This is a genomic window from Paracoccus sp. 08 (assembly GCF_024105395.1).
GTDB lineage: Bacteria > Pseudomonadota > Alphaproteobacteria > Rhodobacterales > Rhodobacteraceae > Paracoccus > Paracoccus marcusii.
Window position 1 is genome coordinate 1 of the sequence record NZ_WEKR01000043.1, and the last position, 13,899, is coordinate 13,899.

At 66.7% G+C, this 13,899-nt stretch carries 16 protein-coding genes and 1 tRNA gene; 12 read left to right on the top strand and 5 right to left on the bottom strand.

Features of this window, described 5'->3' with window-relative positions:
• Positions 1-173 (bottom strand): transposase (locus GBO37_RS13270; RefSeq protein WP_252927593.1); only part of this gene is annotated, 173 nt, incomplete at its 3' end.
• Positions 174-689: 516 nt separating this feature from the next.
• On the opposite strand from GBO37_RS13270, the gene GBO37_RS13275 reads away from it, so the two are divergent.
• The 6 genes from GBO37_RS13275 to GBO37_RS13300 all read left to right on the top strand — a co-directional run bounded on the left by GBO37_RS13275 (position 690) and on the right by GBO37_RS13300 (position 3,809).
• A complete protein-coding gene (locus GBO37_RS13275) occupies positions 690-848 on the top strand; it encodes a hypothetical protein (protein WP_252929497.1) in 159 nt (52 codons plus the stop codon).
• A gap of 254 nt (positions 849-1,102) precedes the next feature.
• Positions 1,103-1,345 carry a hypothetical protein gene (locus GBO37_RS13280; RefSeq protein WP_252929499.1) on the top strand — a complete coding sequence of 81 codons (243 nt, stop codon included), beginning with the start codon at positions 1,103-1,105 and terminating at the stop codon, positions 1,343-1,345.
• 452 nt (positions 1,346-1,797) lie between these two features.
• Positions 1,798-1,998, top strand: coding sequence for a hypothetical protein (locus tag GBO37_RS13285; protein WP_252929501.1), 201 nt, complete (start codon positions 1,798-1,800; stop codon positions 1,996-1,998).
• A 58-nt stretch (positions 1,999-2,056) separates the two neighbouring features.
• The gene (locus tag GBO37_RS13290) at positions 2,057-2,398 is read left to right on the top strand and encodes a hypothetical protein (protein WP_252929502.1); all 342 of its coding nucleotides are present in this window, start codon (positions 2,057-2,059) and stop codon (positions 2,396-2,398) included.
• Between the two features lie 6 nt (positions 2,399-2,404).
• The gene (locus tag GBO37_RS13295) at positions 2,405-2,725 is read left to right on the top strand and encodes a hypothetical protein (RefSeq protein ID WP_252929503.1); all 321 of its coding nucleotides are present in this window, start codon (positions 2,405-2,407) and stop codon (positions 2,723-2,725) included.
• 445 nt (positions 2,726-3,170) lie between these two features.
• The gene (locus tag GBO37_RS13300) at positions 3,171-3,809 is read left to right on the top strand and encodes a hypothetical protein (protein ID WP_252929505.1); all 639 of its coding nucleotides are present in this window, start codon (positions 3,171-3,173) and stop codon (positions 3,807-3,809) included.
• 177 nt (positions 3,810-3,986) lie between these two features.
• On the opposite strand, the gene GBO37_RS13305 is transcribed toward GBO37_RS13300, so the two are convergent.
• Together GBO37_RS13305 and GBO37_RS13310 are read right to left on the bottom strand one after the other, a co-directional pair.
• A tRNA-Ala gene (locus tag GBO37_RS13305) sits at positions 3,987-4,062 on the bottom strand.
• Positions 4,063-4,252: 190 nt separating this feature from the next.
• Positions 4,253-4,570, bottom strand: coding sequence for an FYDLN acid domain-containing protein (locus tag GBO37_RS13310; RefSeq protein WP_045982970.1), 318 nt, complete (start codon positions 4,568-4,570; stop codon positions 4,253-4,255).
• A gap of 97 nt (positions 4,571-4,667) precedes the next feature.
• Between GBO37_RS13310 and GBO37_RS13315 the strand changes: the two genes are divergently transcribed.
• From GBO37_RS13315 to GBO37_RS13325, 3 genes are all read left to right on the top strand, one after another.
• Positions 4,668-5,363, top strand: a complete 696-nt coding sequence (locus GBO37_RS13315; RefSeq protein ID WP_252929507.1) for a M48 family metallopeptidase — start codon at positions 4,668-4,670, stop codon at positions 5,361-5,363.
• 25 nt (positions 5,364-5,388) lie between these two features.
• Entirely contained in the window at positions 5,389-6,039 is a 651-nt protein-coding gene (locus tag GBO37_RS13320) for a GntR family transcriptional regulator (RefSeq protein ID WP_045982968.1), read from the top strand.
• Positions 6,040-6,105: 66 nt separating this feature from the next.
• A complete protein-coding gene (locus GBO37_RS13325) occupies positions 6,106-6,819 on the top strand; it encodes an intradiol ring-cleavage dioxygenase (RefSeq protein ID WP_252929509.1) in 714 nt (237 codons plus the stop codon).
• On the opposite strand, the gene GBO37_RS13330 is transcribed toward GBO37_RS13325, so the two are convergent.
• Both GBO37_RS13330 and hemB read right to left on the bottom strand, forming a co-directional pair.
• Complete coding sequence (locus GBO37_RS13330) at positions 6,816-7,442, bottom strand: YSC84-related protein (RefSeq protein WP_045982966.1); 627 nt, start codon at positions 7,440-7,442, stop codon at positions 6,816-6,818. The genes GBO37_RS13325 and GBO37_RS13330 overlap by 4 nt on opposite strands.
• 70 nt (positions 7,443-7,512) lie before the next feature.
• Positions 7,513-8,508, bottom strand: coding sequence for a porphobilinogen synthase (gene hemB, locus GBO37_RS13335; protein WP_252929511.1), 996 nt, complete (start codon positions 8,506-8,508; stop codon positions 7,513-7,515).
• 94 nt (positions 8,509-8,602) lie between these two features.
• Between hemB and GBO37_RS13340 the strand changes: the two genes are divergently transcribed.
• From GBO37_RS13340 to GBO37_RS13350, 3 genes are read left to right on the top strand one after another with little or no spacing between them, the layout of a single operon-like run.
• A complete protein-coding gene (locus GBO37_RS13340) occupies positions 8,603-9,175 on the top strand; it encodes a hypothetical protein (protein ID WP_252929513.1) in 573 nt (190 codons plus the stop codon).
• A 40-nt stretch (positions 9,176-9,215) separates the two neighbouring features.
• On the top strand, positions 9,216-12,698 hold the full coding sequence (mfd, locus tag GBO37_RS13345) for a transcription-repair coupling factor (protein WP_252929515.1): 3,483 nt from the start codon (positions 9,216-9,218) through the stop codon (positions 12,696-12,698).
• The gene (locus GBO37_RS13350) at positions 12,695-13,825 is read left to right on the top strand and encodes an aminodeoxychorismate synthase component I (protein ID WP_252929517.1); all 1,131 of its coding nucleotides are present in this window, start codon (positions 12,695-12,697) and stop codon (positions 13,823-13,825) included. Before mfd ends, GBO37_RS13350 begins: the two co-directional genes overlap by 4 nt.
• Positions 13,826-13,899: the final 74 nt, after the last annotated feature.

The window sequence follows — 13,899 nt, forward strand, 5'->3', positions numbered from 1 at the left end:
TTCGGTGGACCACACTCTGGCGGCGCATCGGACCAACGCAAGCCATTACGATTGATGAAGATTATCCCGCTCAAGACCCGCCGATCATCGACCCGTGGGCGGCCATGGCTCTTTGGAAAGAACGGCCGCAGCCGCGCCATCTGCTCGTCACTCAGCCAAAAAAGATTGCTCAGCATGCCCCCATCAGTTCGGGAGCGTGAAACACGCCGGCAAGGGGGTCGAAACCCGATTAATGGGTCCTGACCCTAGAGGTTGCTCGGTCCAGCGTTTATCGCGTCATAGATTCAGCCTCGGTGGGCTGATCGGCATCCCGTCACATTATCCCCACCTTATGCACAAAAGAACCCTGCCCGGTAGGAACGTCCTGCCGGGTTTCTTCATGTCCTGACCTAAATCGACGCTGCCGCACCTGAGTGTGTGGGCGGTCAGTGCCGTTTGGCATCCTGTCCCGGCGTCACTCCCTCTCTCGCATCACCTTTCAAAGCACCCGCTGGCCCAACTGCCAGTGGCCCCATTTCGCATCCTGTCTCACGACATTCACGAAGGACAAGACCTATGACCAGCCGTGCCAACAGCCGCAACGATGGCAGCACTCCGATGTTCATCTTAGACCTCCGACAACTCACCGCGCGCCACCTGCCGGAACCATCGGGCAAACCCGCAGCGGCGACAGATGGTCAACCACCCGGATGCGCCCCGAGGTGGCCAATGTGATCGACTGCTTGGCCCAGCGCCACGTGGAAGGCACCGGCAGGGAGATCACCAAGTCTAAGATCATCGCCGCCGCGCTGAACCTGTCGCTGCCCGTTCTGGCCACCCGGATGTTTCCCGCGAACGGCACCGACTGATGGCCCTGGACGCGACACCGTAGGACAGCAGGGAGCCGTTCTGCCCGAAGTGTGGCGTGCAGTTTCAGCCCCGCCGCAAGGACCAGAGGTTCTGCGACAGAGGGTGCTAGAGAGTCGCCACCAGGAACAGCGCGCGGGGTTCCCAGAAGGCATCCGATAGCCAAAGCTCCGCCCGGCAACTGGAGGTAAACCGCCATCGGGGCTTTCTACTCTATGACCTTTACCGCAAGGCCCGACCCGAAGCCCGACCCGCTTTGTTGGAGCTGATCGTTACCGCCGCCCGCGATCACCACTGGTTCCTGCGCCGCAAGCTATCAGACCCGAAGCTGCTGGCGGTGGCCGAGACCTATGGCATCCCCGAGTGGAACCGCTGGGCCTACCTTGTGCAAGCTGCGATCAACATTGCCGGCTGCGTTGGGGGCCAGAGGCGCGGGTTTACATCGTCGTTCGGAAGGGTTGGGTGGCACCGCCTGAAATCCGCCCTTTTGTCTATGTAAAAGCCACCCGAAAAGACCCGGAAGAGCCCTTACCAGAATACAGGCTGGCAGAAGCCGCGGCCTTCTTCCAATGGCTTCGCGATGAAGTGCAGCCGCGTCGGCGGCCAATGCCAAACCGCCCTCTTGCTATAGTGTAGGGAAACTTCAGGTGCCCCCGAACGGGCGAAACTCCGTCACGTTCATCATCAAGAAGTCCACCTCAAACACCTTACCATGAGGTGCCCCCGAAGCATCACCTGCCATTGGCAGGACACCTTCGGGATACCCTCATATGGCAACCTAACTTGGCTGCGCCTCTGAGACATCCATCATCATGGGTCTCATAAGCGAAGCGCCACCTTCAATCCCACCATGAGCATCAACTGAAGGCATCCTGATTTCATCAGGGCCAGCTTCAGGATGTTCTCATATCCCACCTTAAGGAAACATCCCCATGTCCCAACCCCGCATGGTTGCTGGTTCGCAAGTCCTCCACCCTGAGCGATCAGGACATCATCGACGCCACGGGCGTCCACCCCGTCACTCTGGCCAAAATGCGCCAAGAGCGCAGCCGCATGGTCGCTGGTGGCATTGAGTCCCGCGAGTCCCGGGCTTTGGACAACCTCGGCTTTGTCATCACCCACTCGGAGGTGGTCGAAGAACCCGCCGAGTAACTACCCGTCAAGATCACCATCAACGCGCCCCGCAGGTTCACCCTAGCGGGGCTTTCTCATGTCCAATTCAAAGACTCCCAGAAAGTATCACACCATTAACGCTACCATCCGCAGCGCCCTGACCATCCAATTGCCAGAAACCCCGCTGGCTCCGGCCCTTGCCGACCTCATTCCCGCCCGTGCCCGTGCCTTGGGTTGCATCGACTTTGAGGACTACTGCGATCTGATCGACCGAGAGGCGACCGCGCACCTCGCTGGCGGCACGCTGGTCCGGCTTGATCGTCTTCGCAAGATGCGCCGCCCCCGCGCCTACTTCGACCGCAAGACCAACACGCATTGCCTATCCGTCTGCCTCAACGACAACAGAACCATGTTCGCCAAGGTGGATGCCGCCGATTGAATCGACATGCAGGAGATCGGGGCTAACGGGCTGTCGCAGGGCGCGGACACCTTCAGTGGCATCTACGTTTCCACGACCATGCCCGTCAAGCGGCAGGCCCAGATTGAAAAACTGATGATCTCCCGCCTCATCTTGGACCTGGGGCCGGATGAGCAGGCCGGGTTCACCGATGGTGACACCCTTAATCTGCGCCGGGACAACCTCTATGTGACCGCCGCGGACAAGCGCAGAAGCCACCTCCGCAGCACCCGCGCAGTTGCTCAAGAAGCTGCCGCCCGGCGCACCGAGATGGTCACCGAAGGCCGCACCTTGGACACCCCAACCTAGACCCCCTCAGGGCTGCCTCTGGTGGGCCGTGGGGCGAATGTCAGGGAACCTCAGAGCATTACCCCGATCTTTCGCGCAGTCACTCCACGGTCCTCCTGAGGCGGCCCAGCGCATCCTCTATCAGCACACAGCAACTCACATCCTAAGGACTTCAAACATGGCAACTTCATTCAATCCGTTCACTGGCAGCTTCGAGAGCGGAGACGCCCACACCGGGTCCAGCTCCGGCATTGCCCATCCCGGCAGTCAACCCGCAGGTGCGCCGTCCGACAGTGCCGACTATCGCCATCGCAATGAGGGCCGCTGGGTCGGAGCGTCCGAGCTTGTCCGCGGCGAAGGTATCGAACGCACCGTCCGAAACTAGACCGGCTCCCCCGTCTCGAACCGCGACTACAGGGGCACTGACTTGGTGACCATTCCGGGCGGCGGGCATATGACGTTGGACATGGCCGCCCAGCTGGGCTTCGCCAAGCGCAACGGCAACGGCGGCTTTTCTTTCGGTAGCAAAGCCGGGAGCGACCGGGCAGAGACAACGGTAGGTCAGCCGCAGGCGCAACCCAGCGCGGCATCGGAGGCTGCACCCAACGAGGCGGAGACCTTCCGTGCCAGCGACAGCGCAGAGGAGGCCATGACATCGCTGGTCAACACTCTTCCGCAGAGTGCCCAGATGGCTGCTATCAACGCAGTGGTGGAGACGGGCAGCATCAGCCCGGAGATGATCGAACGCATGGCGCGGCAGTCAGGTGTGGACCCCTCCGAGCTATCCCGGCAGGTGGAAGATGCCCACGCGGGCTTCTACGGGGCCGTGATGGATCGTGTCGGCGCGCTGGGCGTCCATGATGCCGACATGTTCGGCGACTTCATCGAAGGCGACAGCCGCATGGCCCGGCAGATGCAGCAGGCCGTGCGAAGCATGGTGATGAACAACGACCCAACAGGCTTTGACGGGCTGGCCCAGAAGTTCACTCAGTCGCTGGACATCATCGACCCGGAGGCGGTCACCGACGCCTTGAAGGCCGCAGGTCTGAACCACCGGCGCGGCGGCAACGGTGAAATCCTGATGTTCCTCCAAGGGCGCGGGTAGGTCAGCTATCGGGAAGCCGTGCGGCTGGGCCTTGTCAGGGTTTCGCGGGCCTGACTGCAACACCAAGGAATCAGAGAGAAGGGCTGGCCACTGGCCCTTCGACACTAGGCAGAACAGCCTAGGCAGCCAGACAGAAGTTTCTCTGCAAGCTGTTAAATTAAAACGATATTTGATTAATGGTGGAGCCAAGGGGAATCGAACCCCTGACCTCTTGAATGCCATTCAAGCGCTCTACCAACTGAGCTATGGCCCCACCGTGAGGTCCGCGAAGCGCGTCTGCGCCGCCGCGTGTGGGGTCTATAGGAGGGGGCGCGGCGGGGTGCAAGCGGAAAATCGGCGGCGCCGTGCAGTTTCCGGAAATTCCCCCGGCAGGCCTGCGCGGCGCTCCGCATCGATGCGCCGCAACGAAGAAGGCCGCGCCATTTCGGGCGCGGCCTTGGGTCTTATTCCTCTTCGTCGCCCGCGACATCGGCGATGTCGTCCAGCGACACGTCGCCGTCGTCGTCGTCCTCTTCCAGCAGGTCGTCGTCGATCTCGCCCGCGTCGTCGGCGATATCCTCTTCGTCGTCGACCAGTTCGTCGTCATCGTTCGCCGCGGCCGTCTTCTCGGTCACCAGCGTCTTGCCACGACCGTCGGTCAGGCTGGTCACCGTGAACGTGTTCCCGCAGGCCGGGCAGGTCATCGGATCTGCCTTCAGGTCGTAAAAGCGGGTGGCGCAATGCGGGCACAGGCGTTTGGTGCCCCATTCCTCTTTGGGCATGGTATTCTCCTTCAGCCGCGATTAGGGGAAATCGGGTGATCCCCTGCCACAGAGGCCAAGGGGTGTCAAAGGCTTTATCTGGCAGGCCAAGGCGGGCATGGCAAGCGGCGATCAGCAGATCATCATCGAAGAGGGGCTGGCGGTGCGTCTGCGGCGCTCGCCGCGCGCACGGCGGATGACCCTGCGCGTGCCCCGCGACGGGTCGGGCGCGGTGCTGACCCTGCCCGTGGGGGTGCCCCTGGCCGACGGGCAGGATTTCGCGCGGTCGCGCCGGGACTGGCTGCGCGCGGCGGTGGGCCGGCTGCCCCTGCGACAGGCGGCGGTGTCCGGCGCGGCCCTGCCGGTCGAGGGGCGGGCGCTGATCCTGACACCGGCGCCGGTGCGGCGCGCCCAGGTTCAGGACGACCGCCTGCTGATCCCCGAAGGACGCCCGGCGGGCGCCGTTGCGGCCGCCTGGCTGAAGCATCTGGCGATGCTGCGCCTGCGGGTGGCCTGCGACCGGTTCGCGGAGGCACTGGGGCGCCCCTATGCCGCCATCGCCCTGCGCGACACGCGGTCCCGGTGGGGCAGCTGCACCCATGACGGGCGGCTGATGTTCTCGTGGCGCCTGGCGATGGCGCCGCCGGTCGTGCTGGATTATGTCGCGGCGCACGAGGTCGCGCATCTGGCGCATATGGATCATTCGACTCGGTTCTGGGCCCAGGTCGAGGCGCTGATGCCCGGTCATGCCCCGCATCGGGCGTGGCTGCGCGCGCAGGGGGGCGATCTGATGCTGTGGCGGTTCCGCGATTGACGCAGCCCGGATTTGTGATCACATCATGGCCATGAGCCCGACCGACCCCACCGCCCATGAACGCCTGTATCGCAGCCTGCGCAGTCAGATCATGCTGGGGGAACTGCCGCCGGGCAAGGCGCTGACGCTGCGCGGCATCGCGCGCGATCACAACCTGTCGATGACCCCCGCGCGCGAGGCCGTGCGCCGCCTGGTGGCCGAAGGCGCGCTGACCCTGTCGGGATCGGGACGCGTGGCCACGCCCGCCCTGTCCGACGACCGGATCGAGGAATTGGCCGCCCTGCGCGCGCTGATCGAGCCCGAGTTGGCCGCCCGCGCCCTGCCGCGGGCGCATTTCGCGTTGATCGACCGTCTGGCGGTGATGAACGGGCGGATCGCGGATGCCGTCGAGCGCCACGATGCCGTGGGTTATATCCGCTGTAACCTCGATTTTCACCGCATGCTGTATCTGCGGGCGCAGGCTCCCGCGATGCTGGCCATGCTGGAGACGATCTGGCTGCAGCTGGGACCGACGATGCGCGCGCTTTATGGTCGTGTGCGGCGCAACGAACCGCCGCGCCATCACCGCATGATCCTGGCCGCGCTGCGCGCCGGTGACGAGCCCGCGCTGCGCCTGGCGGTGCGGGCCGACGTGACGCACGGCCTGCGGCATCTGACCTCGACCGAGGGCGCCTGACGGCAATGTGACTTTGCCCGCGCGCCCTGCCGGGCATCATGGCATCCCGACCACAGGAGATGCCCGATGATCGACCGCCGTCAGCTGTTGCGAAGCCTGGCCATCGCCGCGCCGTCCGTCCTGGGCATCGGGGCGGTGGGGCAGGCGCTGGCCCAGGATGCCCGTGCCGCCCGGCTGATCGCCGCGAACGTCTGCCAGGTGACCCCGGCAACGACGCAGGGGCCGTTCTACTTCGATCCGCGCCTGATGCGCGGCGACATCCGCGACGGGCGTGCGGGCTATCCGCTGGCGCTGCGGTTGCAGGTGGCGGATGCGGCCTGCCGGCCCATCCAGGGCGCGCGGGTGGATGTCTGGCATTGCGATGCGCAGGGCAACTACAGCGGCTATCCCGGCCAGCAGCAGGGCGACCTGAGCGGAGAGACCTTCCTGCGCGGCGCACAGGTGACCAACCAGGCCGGGCGGGCGGCGTTCCGCACCATCTGGCCCGGATGGTATAAGGGCCGCACGGCGCATGTGCATTTCAAGGTGCTGCTGGGGGAACGCGACCTGCTGACCGGTCAGATCTTCTTTCCCGACCGCTTCAGCCGTGCGGTCTTCGACCAGTTGCCCGATTACGCCCGCGACAGCACGCGGGGGCGGATCTTCAACGATCAGGACGGCATCGCGCGCCGCGCGGGGCAGGGCGCCTATGCCGAGGTCACGCAGGTCGAGGGCGGGTTCGAGGCCGCGATGGTCATCGGGCTGGCCGATGACCGCGGGGCGCTGGTGTCGCGGTCCTAGCCCTGCACGCCCATCGGCGGCAGGCCCAGATTGCCGAACTGGACGTTGGGCAGGGCCGAGGGGATGACGCGGGTGTATTTCGTCCCCTCGATCGCCGCACCGGCGATCAGGCCCGACTGGCCGAAGATCATCGCCACGACCGGGAACTGGGCGCTGAACGTATCGGCACCCACCGCCATGCCGCCCGACGGCAGCGCGTAATAGGCCCCGGCACCCGCGGTCCAGCCCGGTGCCGCGCGGAACGCGGTCAGCGCCTGTTCGTCCTGGAAGATCAGCACATGCGCGTATTGCTGCGCACCCGCCTGAAGCCCGACGGTCGCGCGGGTGGCCGAGTAATAGTCGACCGTCTGCCCGCCGATCCGCAGCGCGCCCTGGCCATAGGCGCCGCCAAAGCCAAGCGCGGCCTCGGTCATCAGGGGCATGTACAGCACGCCGCGGGCGTTCTGCAGCAGGGGTTGGGATGCGGGATAGGTGGTCACCAGATACTGGTGCGTCTGGTCGACGCGCGCATCCAGCTGGGCGGCCGCGTCGCTGCCGACCGCGTTGCTGCAGCCGGCGGCCAGCAGAGCCGCGCCCCCGGTCAGCAGCAGGTTGCGACGGGACAGGTGGATCGGGTGGGTCATGTGTCGCCTCGTGTCGGGGTGCGGGGCTCGTCTCGGCCCGTTGGCGCGCAAGATACGCCAGCCACCGGCGTCATGCCAGCATTTCGGCCACCGTCGGCGCAAAGTAGCTAAGCACCCCGTCGCATCCCGCGCGGCGGAAGCCCAGCAGGCTTTCCACCATCGCGTCGCGCGACAGCCAGCCGTTGCGGATCGCCCCCTCGATCATCGCGTATTCGCCGCTGACCTGATAGGCGAAGGTGGGCGCGCCGAATTCGTCCTTCACGGCCCGGCAGATGTCCAGATAGGGCATGCCGGGTTTCACCATGACCATGTCCGCGCCCTCGGCCAGGTCGCGCGCGACGCAGCGGATCGCCTCGCCGCGGTTGGCGGGGTTGATCTGATAAGTCTTCTTGTCACCCACCAGCCGGCCCGACGCACCCACCGCGTCGCGGAACGGCCCATAGAACGCGCTGGCGAATTTCGCGGCATAGGACAGGATCGCGACGTTCTTGTGGTCATGGCGTTCCAGGGCGGCGCGCAGGGCGGCGATGCGCCCGTCCATCATGTCGCTTGGCCCCAGGATGTCCGCGCCGCAATCGGCCTGGACCAGCGCCATGCGCACCAGCGCCTCGATGGTCTCGTCGTTCAGGATCTCTCCGTCCCGGACCAGCCCGTCATGGCCGTTGGCGTTATAGGGGTCCAGCGCGATGTCGGTCATCACGACCAGATCGGGGACCTCCTCCTTGACCGCGCGGATGGCCAGGTTGCCGATATTGTCGGGATCCCATGCGCGGGCGCAGTCGTCGGTGCGGCTGGCCTGGTCGGAATGGGGAAAGATGCAGATCGCGGGGATGTTCAGCCGCGCCGCCCGTTCCGCCGCCCGGCGCGCGCCGTCCAGGGTCAGGCGTTCGACCCCGGGCATCGAGGCGATCTCGCCCTCGGCGCCGGAGACCTCGGTCACGAAGATCGGCCAGATCAGGTTGGCGGGGGTCAGGTTCCGTTCCGACACCATCGCGCGGATGTTGGCGTTGCGGCGCAGCCGGCGCAGGCGGCCGGCGGGGAAGGGGGCGATGATGGGACTGGCCATGGGGGCCTCCTGTCTGGGGTGGGGCAACCGTGCCGCTTTTCCTTGGTTGAAACCCGTTCTAAGGTCGCGCGCAGACAAGGACAAGGAACTGCCCGTGCCGCAATTCGACAACCTGATCGGGCTTCTGGGCAGCCGGTCCTTTTCGACGATCTGGTTCTGGCTTGTGCTGATCGGCATGTGGTCGGTCGCCGGCCGCAGCGTGCTGGGCATCCCGACCGAGGTGCTGGCCCGCGCCCGGGCGTCGCTGGTGGGGGACGATGCGCAGGGACCGGCGGTCATCACGCTGCTGGACTGGCTGTCGCTGATCCTGCCCCGCTGGCAGCTGCGCCCGCGCGAGGGGGCGGCCTTTCTGGGCGTCACCAGCTTCCTGATGACCTCGCTGGCGGTGCTGGGGTTCGTCTTCTGGCTGGAGATGGCGCAGGCGCTGACGCTGCTGCTGCTGCCGTTCTGGGTGCTGTTCTGGATGCGCGTGCGCCTGGCGCGGCGTCTGGTGCCGCTGGTCCATGCCGCGCAGGAGGGGCGCGCGCCCGTGTCGCAGGCGGCGGGCGATGCGGCCCGCGCGATGGTCTGGCACAAGCGCTTCGTGACGATCCTGTCGATGATCGCGGTCGCGGTGACGGCGTTGTGGGGGGCATTGTGGACGGTCCTGCATCCCGTTGGCTTCTAGCCCGCTTGACTTCCCCGCGCAGCCGCTTAGGTCAGCATCCATGTCCGACAAGCTGATCCTGTCCGGTGCGCCCGAAGGCTATGACGCCGCGCTGATCGCGCGCGAGGCGGCGCGACCCGAGAACCGTGGCGCGCCCGTGATCCACGTGGCCCGCGACGACCGTCGCATGGAGGCGATGCGCCAGGCGCTGACCTTCATGGCGCCGCATCTGCCGGTGCTGGATTTCCCGGCCTGGGACACGACGCCCTATGACCGCATCTCTCCGGCGCCCGAGGTTCAGGCCGCGCGCATGGCGACGCTGGCGGGGCTGGCGCAGGGGCGCATCAAGGGACCGTTCGTCCTGCTGACCACGCTGAATGCGGTGCTGCAGCGTGTGCCGGCCCGCGATCTGGTCCGCGGCACGGCCTTCATCGCGCGCGTGGGCGACCGCATCGACGAGGCCGCCCTGCGCGAGTTCCTGGTGCGCATGGGGTTCGCGCAGACCGCGACCGTGACCGACCCGGGCGATTACGCGATTCGCGGCGGCATCATCGACATCTATCCCCCCGGCACCACCGGGCCGATCCGCATGGACCTGTTCGGCGACGTGCTGGACGGCGCGCGGCGGTTCGATCCCGACACGCAGCGCACCACCGAAAAGTTGGACCGGATCGAGCTGGCGCCGATGTCCGAGGTCATCCTGGACGAACCCTCGATCACCCGGTTCCGGCAAAGCTATCGCACCGAATACGGCGGCGGGACCAGCGACCCGCTGTACGAAAGCGTCAGCGCGGGCCGCAAGACGGCCGGCATGGAACATTGGCTGCCGTGGTTTCACGACCGGATGGAGAGCCTGTTCGACTATGCCCCCGGCGCGTCGGTGGTGCTGGACGATCACATCGGCCAGGTGATCGACGCCCGCCGCACGATGATCCGCGAGCAGTTCGAGGCGCGTCGCGCCGCGATGGCCGCCAAGGGGAGGGCCGACACGGTCTATAAGCCCGTGCCGCCCGACGCGATGTTTCCGACCGATGCCGAATGGGACGCCTGGCTGGCCCCGCACCGGGTGCTGCGCCTTTCGGTCCTGCAGCAGCCGCCCGGGCCGGGCGTCCTGGACGCGGGCGGCCGCCAGGGGCGCAACTTTGCCCCCGAACGCCAGGCCGAGCAGATCAACCTGTTCGGCGCGCTTGCCGATCACGTCAAGGCGCTGGCGCGCACCCACCGCGTCATCATCGCCAGCTTTTCCGACGGTGCACGCGAACGCCTGTCCGGTCTTCTGACGGACGAGGGGCTGGCCGGGGCCAAGCCCATCGCGGACATCCGCGACCTGCCGGACCAGCCGGGCAGCATCGGCCTGACCGTCTGGCCCCTGGACGAGGGTTTCGTGGCCGACGGCAGCGCCTTGGGGCGGCTGGCGGTGATCTCGGAACAGGATGTGCTGGGCGACCGGCTGATCCGTGGCGCCAAGAAACGGCGCAAGGCCGACAACTTCCTGAAGGATACCCAGACCCTGTCGCCGGGCGATCTGGTCGTGCATGTCGAACACGGCATCGGCCGATACACCGGCATCGAGACGATCATGGCGATGAAGGTGCCGCATGACTGCGTGGCGCTGGAATATGCAGGCGGCGACCGGCTGTTCGTGCCGGTCGAGAACATCGAGCTGCTGTCGCGGTACGGCCACGAGGAGGGCCTGCTGGACCGGCTTGGCGGCGGAGCCTGGCAGGCCCGCAAGGCCAAGCTGAAGGAACGCATCAAGCTGATCGCCGACAAGCTGATGCGCGTCGCCGCCGAACGCCTGCTGCGTCCCGCCCCGGTGCTGGAGCCCGACGATCACGACTGGCAGGCCTTTGCCGCGCGCTTCCCCTATAGCGAGACTGACGACCAGCTGTCCGCCATCGAGGACGTGGCCGGCGATCTGGCCATCGGCCGCCCGATGGACCGCCTGATCGTGGGCGACGTGGGGTTCGGCAAGACCGAGGTCGCCATGCGCGCGGCCTTCATCGCGGCCAGCCAGGGGATGCAGGTCGCCGTCGTGGCCCCCACGACCCTGCTAGCCCGCCAGCATTACCGCAGCTTCGTCGAACGGTTTCGCGGCACCGCCATCACCGTCCGCCCGCTGTCGCGCTTTGTCAGCGCCAAGGACGCGTCGGCCACCCGCACCGGCCTGTCGGACGGCAGCGTGGACATCGTCGTGGGCACTCATGCAGTGCTGGCCAAGGGCGTGCGGTTCAAGAACCTTGGCCTGCTCATCATCGACGAGGAGCAGCATTTTGGCGTCGGCCACAAGGAGCGGCTCAAGGAGCTGCGCAGCGACATTCACGTGCTGACCCTGACCGCGACGCCCATTCCGCGCACGCTGCAGCTGTCGCTGACGGGGGTGCGCGACCTGTCGGTGATCGGCACGCCGCCGGTCGACCGCCTGGCGATCCGCACCTATGTCAGCGAATTCGACACCGTCACCATCCGCGAGGCGCTGCTGCGCGAGAAGTATCGCGGTGGGCAGTCATTCTTTGTCGTGCCCCGCCTGACCGACCTGCCCGAGATCGAGCACTGGCTGACCGAGAACATGCCCGAGCTGTCCTATATCGTGGCGCATGGCCAGCTGGCGGCGGGCGACCTGGACAGCCGCATGAACGCCTTCTACGACGGCAGCCACGATGTGCTGCTGGCGACGACCATCGTCGAATCGGGGCTGGATATCCCGACCGCGAACACGATGATCGTCTGGCGCGCCGACATGTTCGGCCTGTCGCAGCTGTACCAGATCCGCGGTCGCGTGGGTCGTTCCAAGGCGCGGGCCTATGCGTACCTGACCACCAAGCCGCGTGCGCCGCTGACGCCGCAGGCCATGCGGCGGCTGAAGTTCCTGGGCAACATCGACGGCCTGGGCGCGGGCTTCAACCTGGCGTCCCAGGACCTTGACCTGCGCGGTGCCGGCAACCTTCTGGGAGAGGAGCAGTCGGGCCACATCAAGGAGGTCGGGTTCGAGCTGTACCAGGCCATGCTGGAGGAGACGATCGCCAAGCTGAAATCGGGAGAGCTGGAGGGCACGCCCGAGGATGAATGGGCGCCGCAGCTGAACCTGGGCGTGCCGGTGACCATTCCCGACAGCTATATCCCCGATCTGGACGTGCGGCTGGGTCTGTACCGACGTTTGGCCGACCTGACGACCAAGGTCGAGCTGGAGGGCTTTGCGGCGGAACTGATCGACCGCTTCGGCCCGCTGCCGCGGGAGGTGAACACGCTGCTGCTGGTGATCCGCATCAAGGCGATGGCAAAGCGCGCCAATATCGCCAAGCTGGACGTGGGCCCCAAGGGCATCACGGTCCAGTTCCATCAGGACAAGTTCCCCAACCCCGCCGGGCTGGTCGATTTCCTGTCCGACGAACGCGGCACCGCCAAGGTCACCGACAACAAGGTCGTGCTGAAGCGCGACTTCGCCACCGACGGCGAACGCATCAAGGGCGCCTTCGCCGTGGCGCGCGATCTGGCGGCCAAGATCAAGGAAGGCCGCGCCGCCGCGAAAAAGGCCGCCACGTGACGGGCGGGCAGATCCGGTTCGACACCGGGCCCCTGGGCGACGGCACGCTGTTCCGCGCCCCGCAGGCGATCATCCGGGCGGACAGCGCGGCGGGCGTGGGCCCGGCCCTGGCCGCGATGCAGGCGGCGACCGAGCGGGGTTGCTGGCTGGCGGGGTATCTGTCCTATGAACTGGGTCACGCGCTGATCCCGCGGCTGGCCGGGCTGATGCCTGCGGACCGGCAAATGCCGCTGATCCTGATGGGGGTCTTTGATGGCGCCCATCCCGCGGATCCGCTGCCGTCACCCGACGGCGTCGCCATCGGCGCGGTGCGCCCCCTGTGGGATCGCGCGCGCTATGACGCGGCCATCGCGGCCGTGCACGGACTGATCGAATCGGGCGATACCTATCAGATCAACCTGACATTCCCGCTGCAGGCCGAGGTCGAGGGTGATCCCCTGGCGATCTATGCCGCGCTGGCCGCCCGACAGCCGGTGGGCGAGGGGGCCTTTGTCGATCTGGGTGGGCCGGTCGTCCTGTCACGCTCGCCCGAGCTGTTCTTTGCCGTCGATGCCGACAGGCGCATCACCACCCGCCCGATGAAGGGCACGGCCGCCCGCGGCGACACCCCGGCAAATGACGCGCAGGCCGCGCGGGCGCTGCATGGATCGGCCAAGAACCGGGCCGAGAACCTGATGATCGTCGATCTGTTGCGCAACGACATCAGCCGCATCTGCCTGCCCGGCACCGTTCGCGTCCCGCAGCTGTTCCATGTCGAGACCTATGCCACCGTGCATCAGATGGTCTCGACAGTGCAGGGTCAGCTGGTGCCCGACGCGGGGCTGGCTCAGATCCTGGCGGCGCTGTTTCCCTGCGGGTCGATCACCGGAGCGCCCAAGGTCCGGTCGATGCAGATCATCGCCGATCTGGAGGGCGCCGCGCGCGAGGTCTATTGCGGGGCCATCGGATGGGTCGATCCGGCGGGGCCAATGCGGTTCAACGTGGCGATCCGGTCGCCTTGGGTGGAAACGCCGGGGCGGTTGCGCCTGAATGTCGGCGGCGGCATCGTGCATGACAGCCAAGCCGGGTCCGAATGGGAGGAAGCACTGTGCAAGGCCGCATTCTTGGGCCGATCCCCGACGGTCTGACCGTCTTCGAGACCATGCGCGCCGAGGCGGACGGCCGTATCCCCCTGTGGCCGCGCCACTTGGCACGTCTGCGC

What these genes read in the sequence shown, in the direction of transcription:
- GBO37_RS13275 (WP_252929497.1), top strand. Translation starts at nt 690, where the DNA reads ATGCGCCCCGAGGTGGCCAATGTGATCGACTGCTTGGCCCAGCGCCAC.
- GBO37_RS13290 (WP_252929502.1), top strand. Translation starts at nt 2,057, where the DNA reads ATGTCCAATTCAAAGACTCCCAGAAAGTATCACACCATTAACGCTACC.
- GBO37_RS13295 (WP_252929503.1), top strand. Translation starts at nt 2,405, where the DNA reads ATGCAGGAGATCGGGGCTAACGGGCTGTCGCAGGGCGCGGACACCTTC.
- GBO37_RS13300 (WP_252929505.1), top strand. Translation starts at nt 3,171, where the DNA reads ATGGCCGCCCAGCTGGGCTTCGCCAAGCGCAACGGCAACGGCGGCTTT.
- GBO37_RS13310 (WP_045982970.1), bottom strand. Translation starts at nt 4,570, where the DNA reads ATGCCCAAAGAGGAATGGGGCACCAAACGCCTGTGCCCGCATTGCGCC.
- GBO37_RS13315 (WP_252929507.1), top strand. Translation starts at nt 4,668, where the DNA reads ATGGCAAGCGGCGATCAGCAGATCATCATCGAAGAGGGGCTGGCGGTG.
- GBO37_RS13320 (WP_045982968.1), top strand. Translation starts at nt 5,389, where the DNA reads ATGGCCATGAGCCCGACCGACCCCACCGCCCATGAACGCCTGTATCGC.
- GBO37_RS13325 (WP_252929509.1), top strand. Translation starts at nt 6,106, where the DNA reads ATGATCGACCGCCGTCAGCTGTTGCGAAGCCTGGCCATCGCCGCGCCG.
- GBO37_RS13330 (WP_045982966.1), bottom strand. Translation starts at nt 7,442, where the DNA reads ATGACCCACCCGATCCACCTGTCCCGTCGCAACCTGCTGCTGACCGGG.
- hemB (WP_252929511.1), bottom strand. Translation starts at nt 8,508, where the DNA reads ATGGCCAGTCCCATCATCGCCCCCTTCCCCGCCGGCCGCCTGCGCCGG.
- mfd (WP_252929515.1), top strand. Translation starts at nt 9,216, where the DNA reads ATGTCCGACAAGCTGATCCTGTCCGGTGCGCCCGAAGGCTATGACGCC.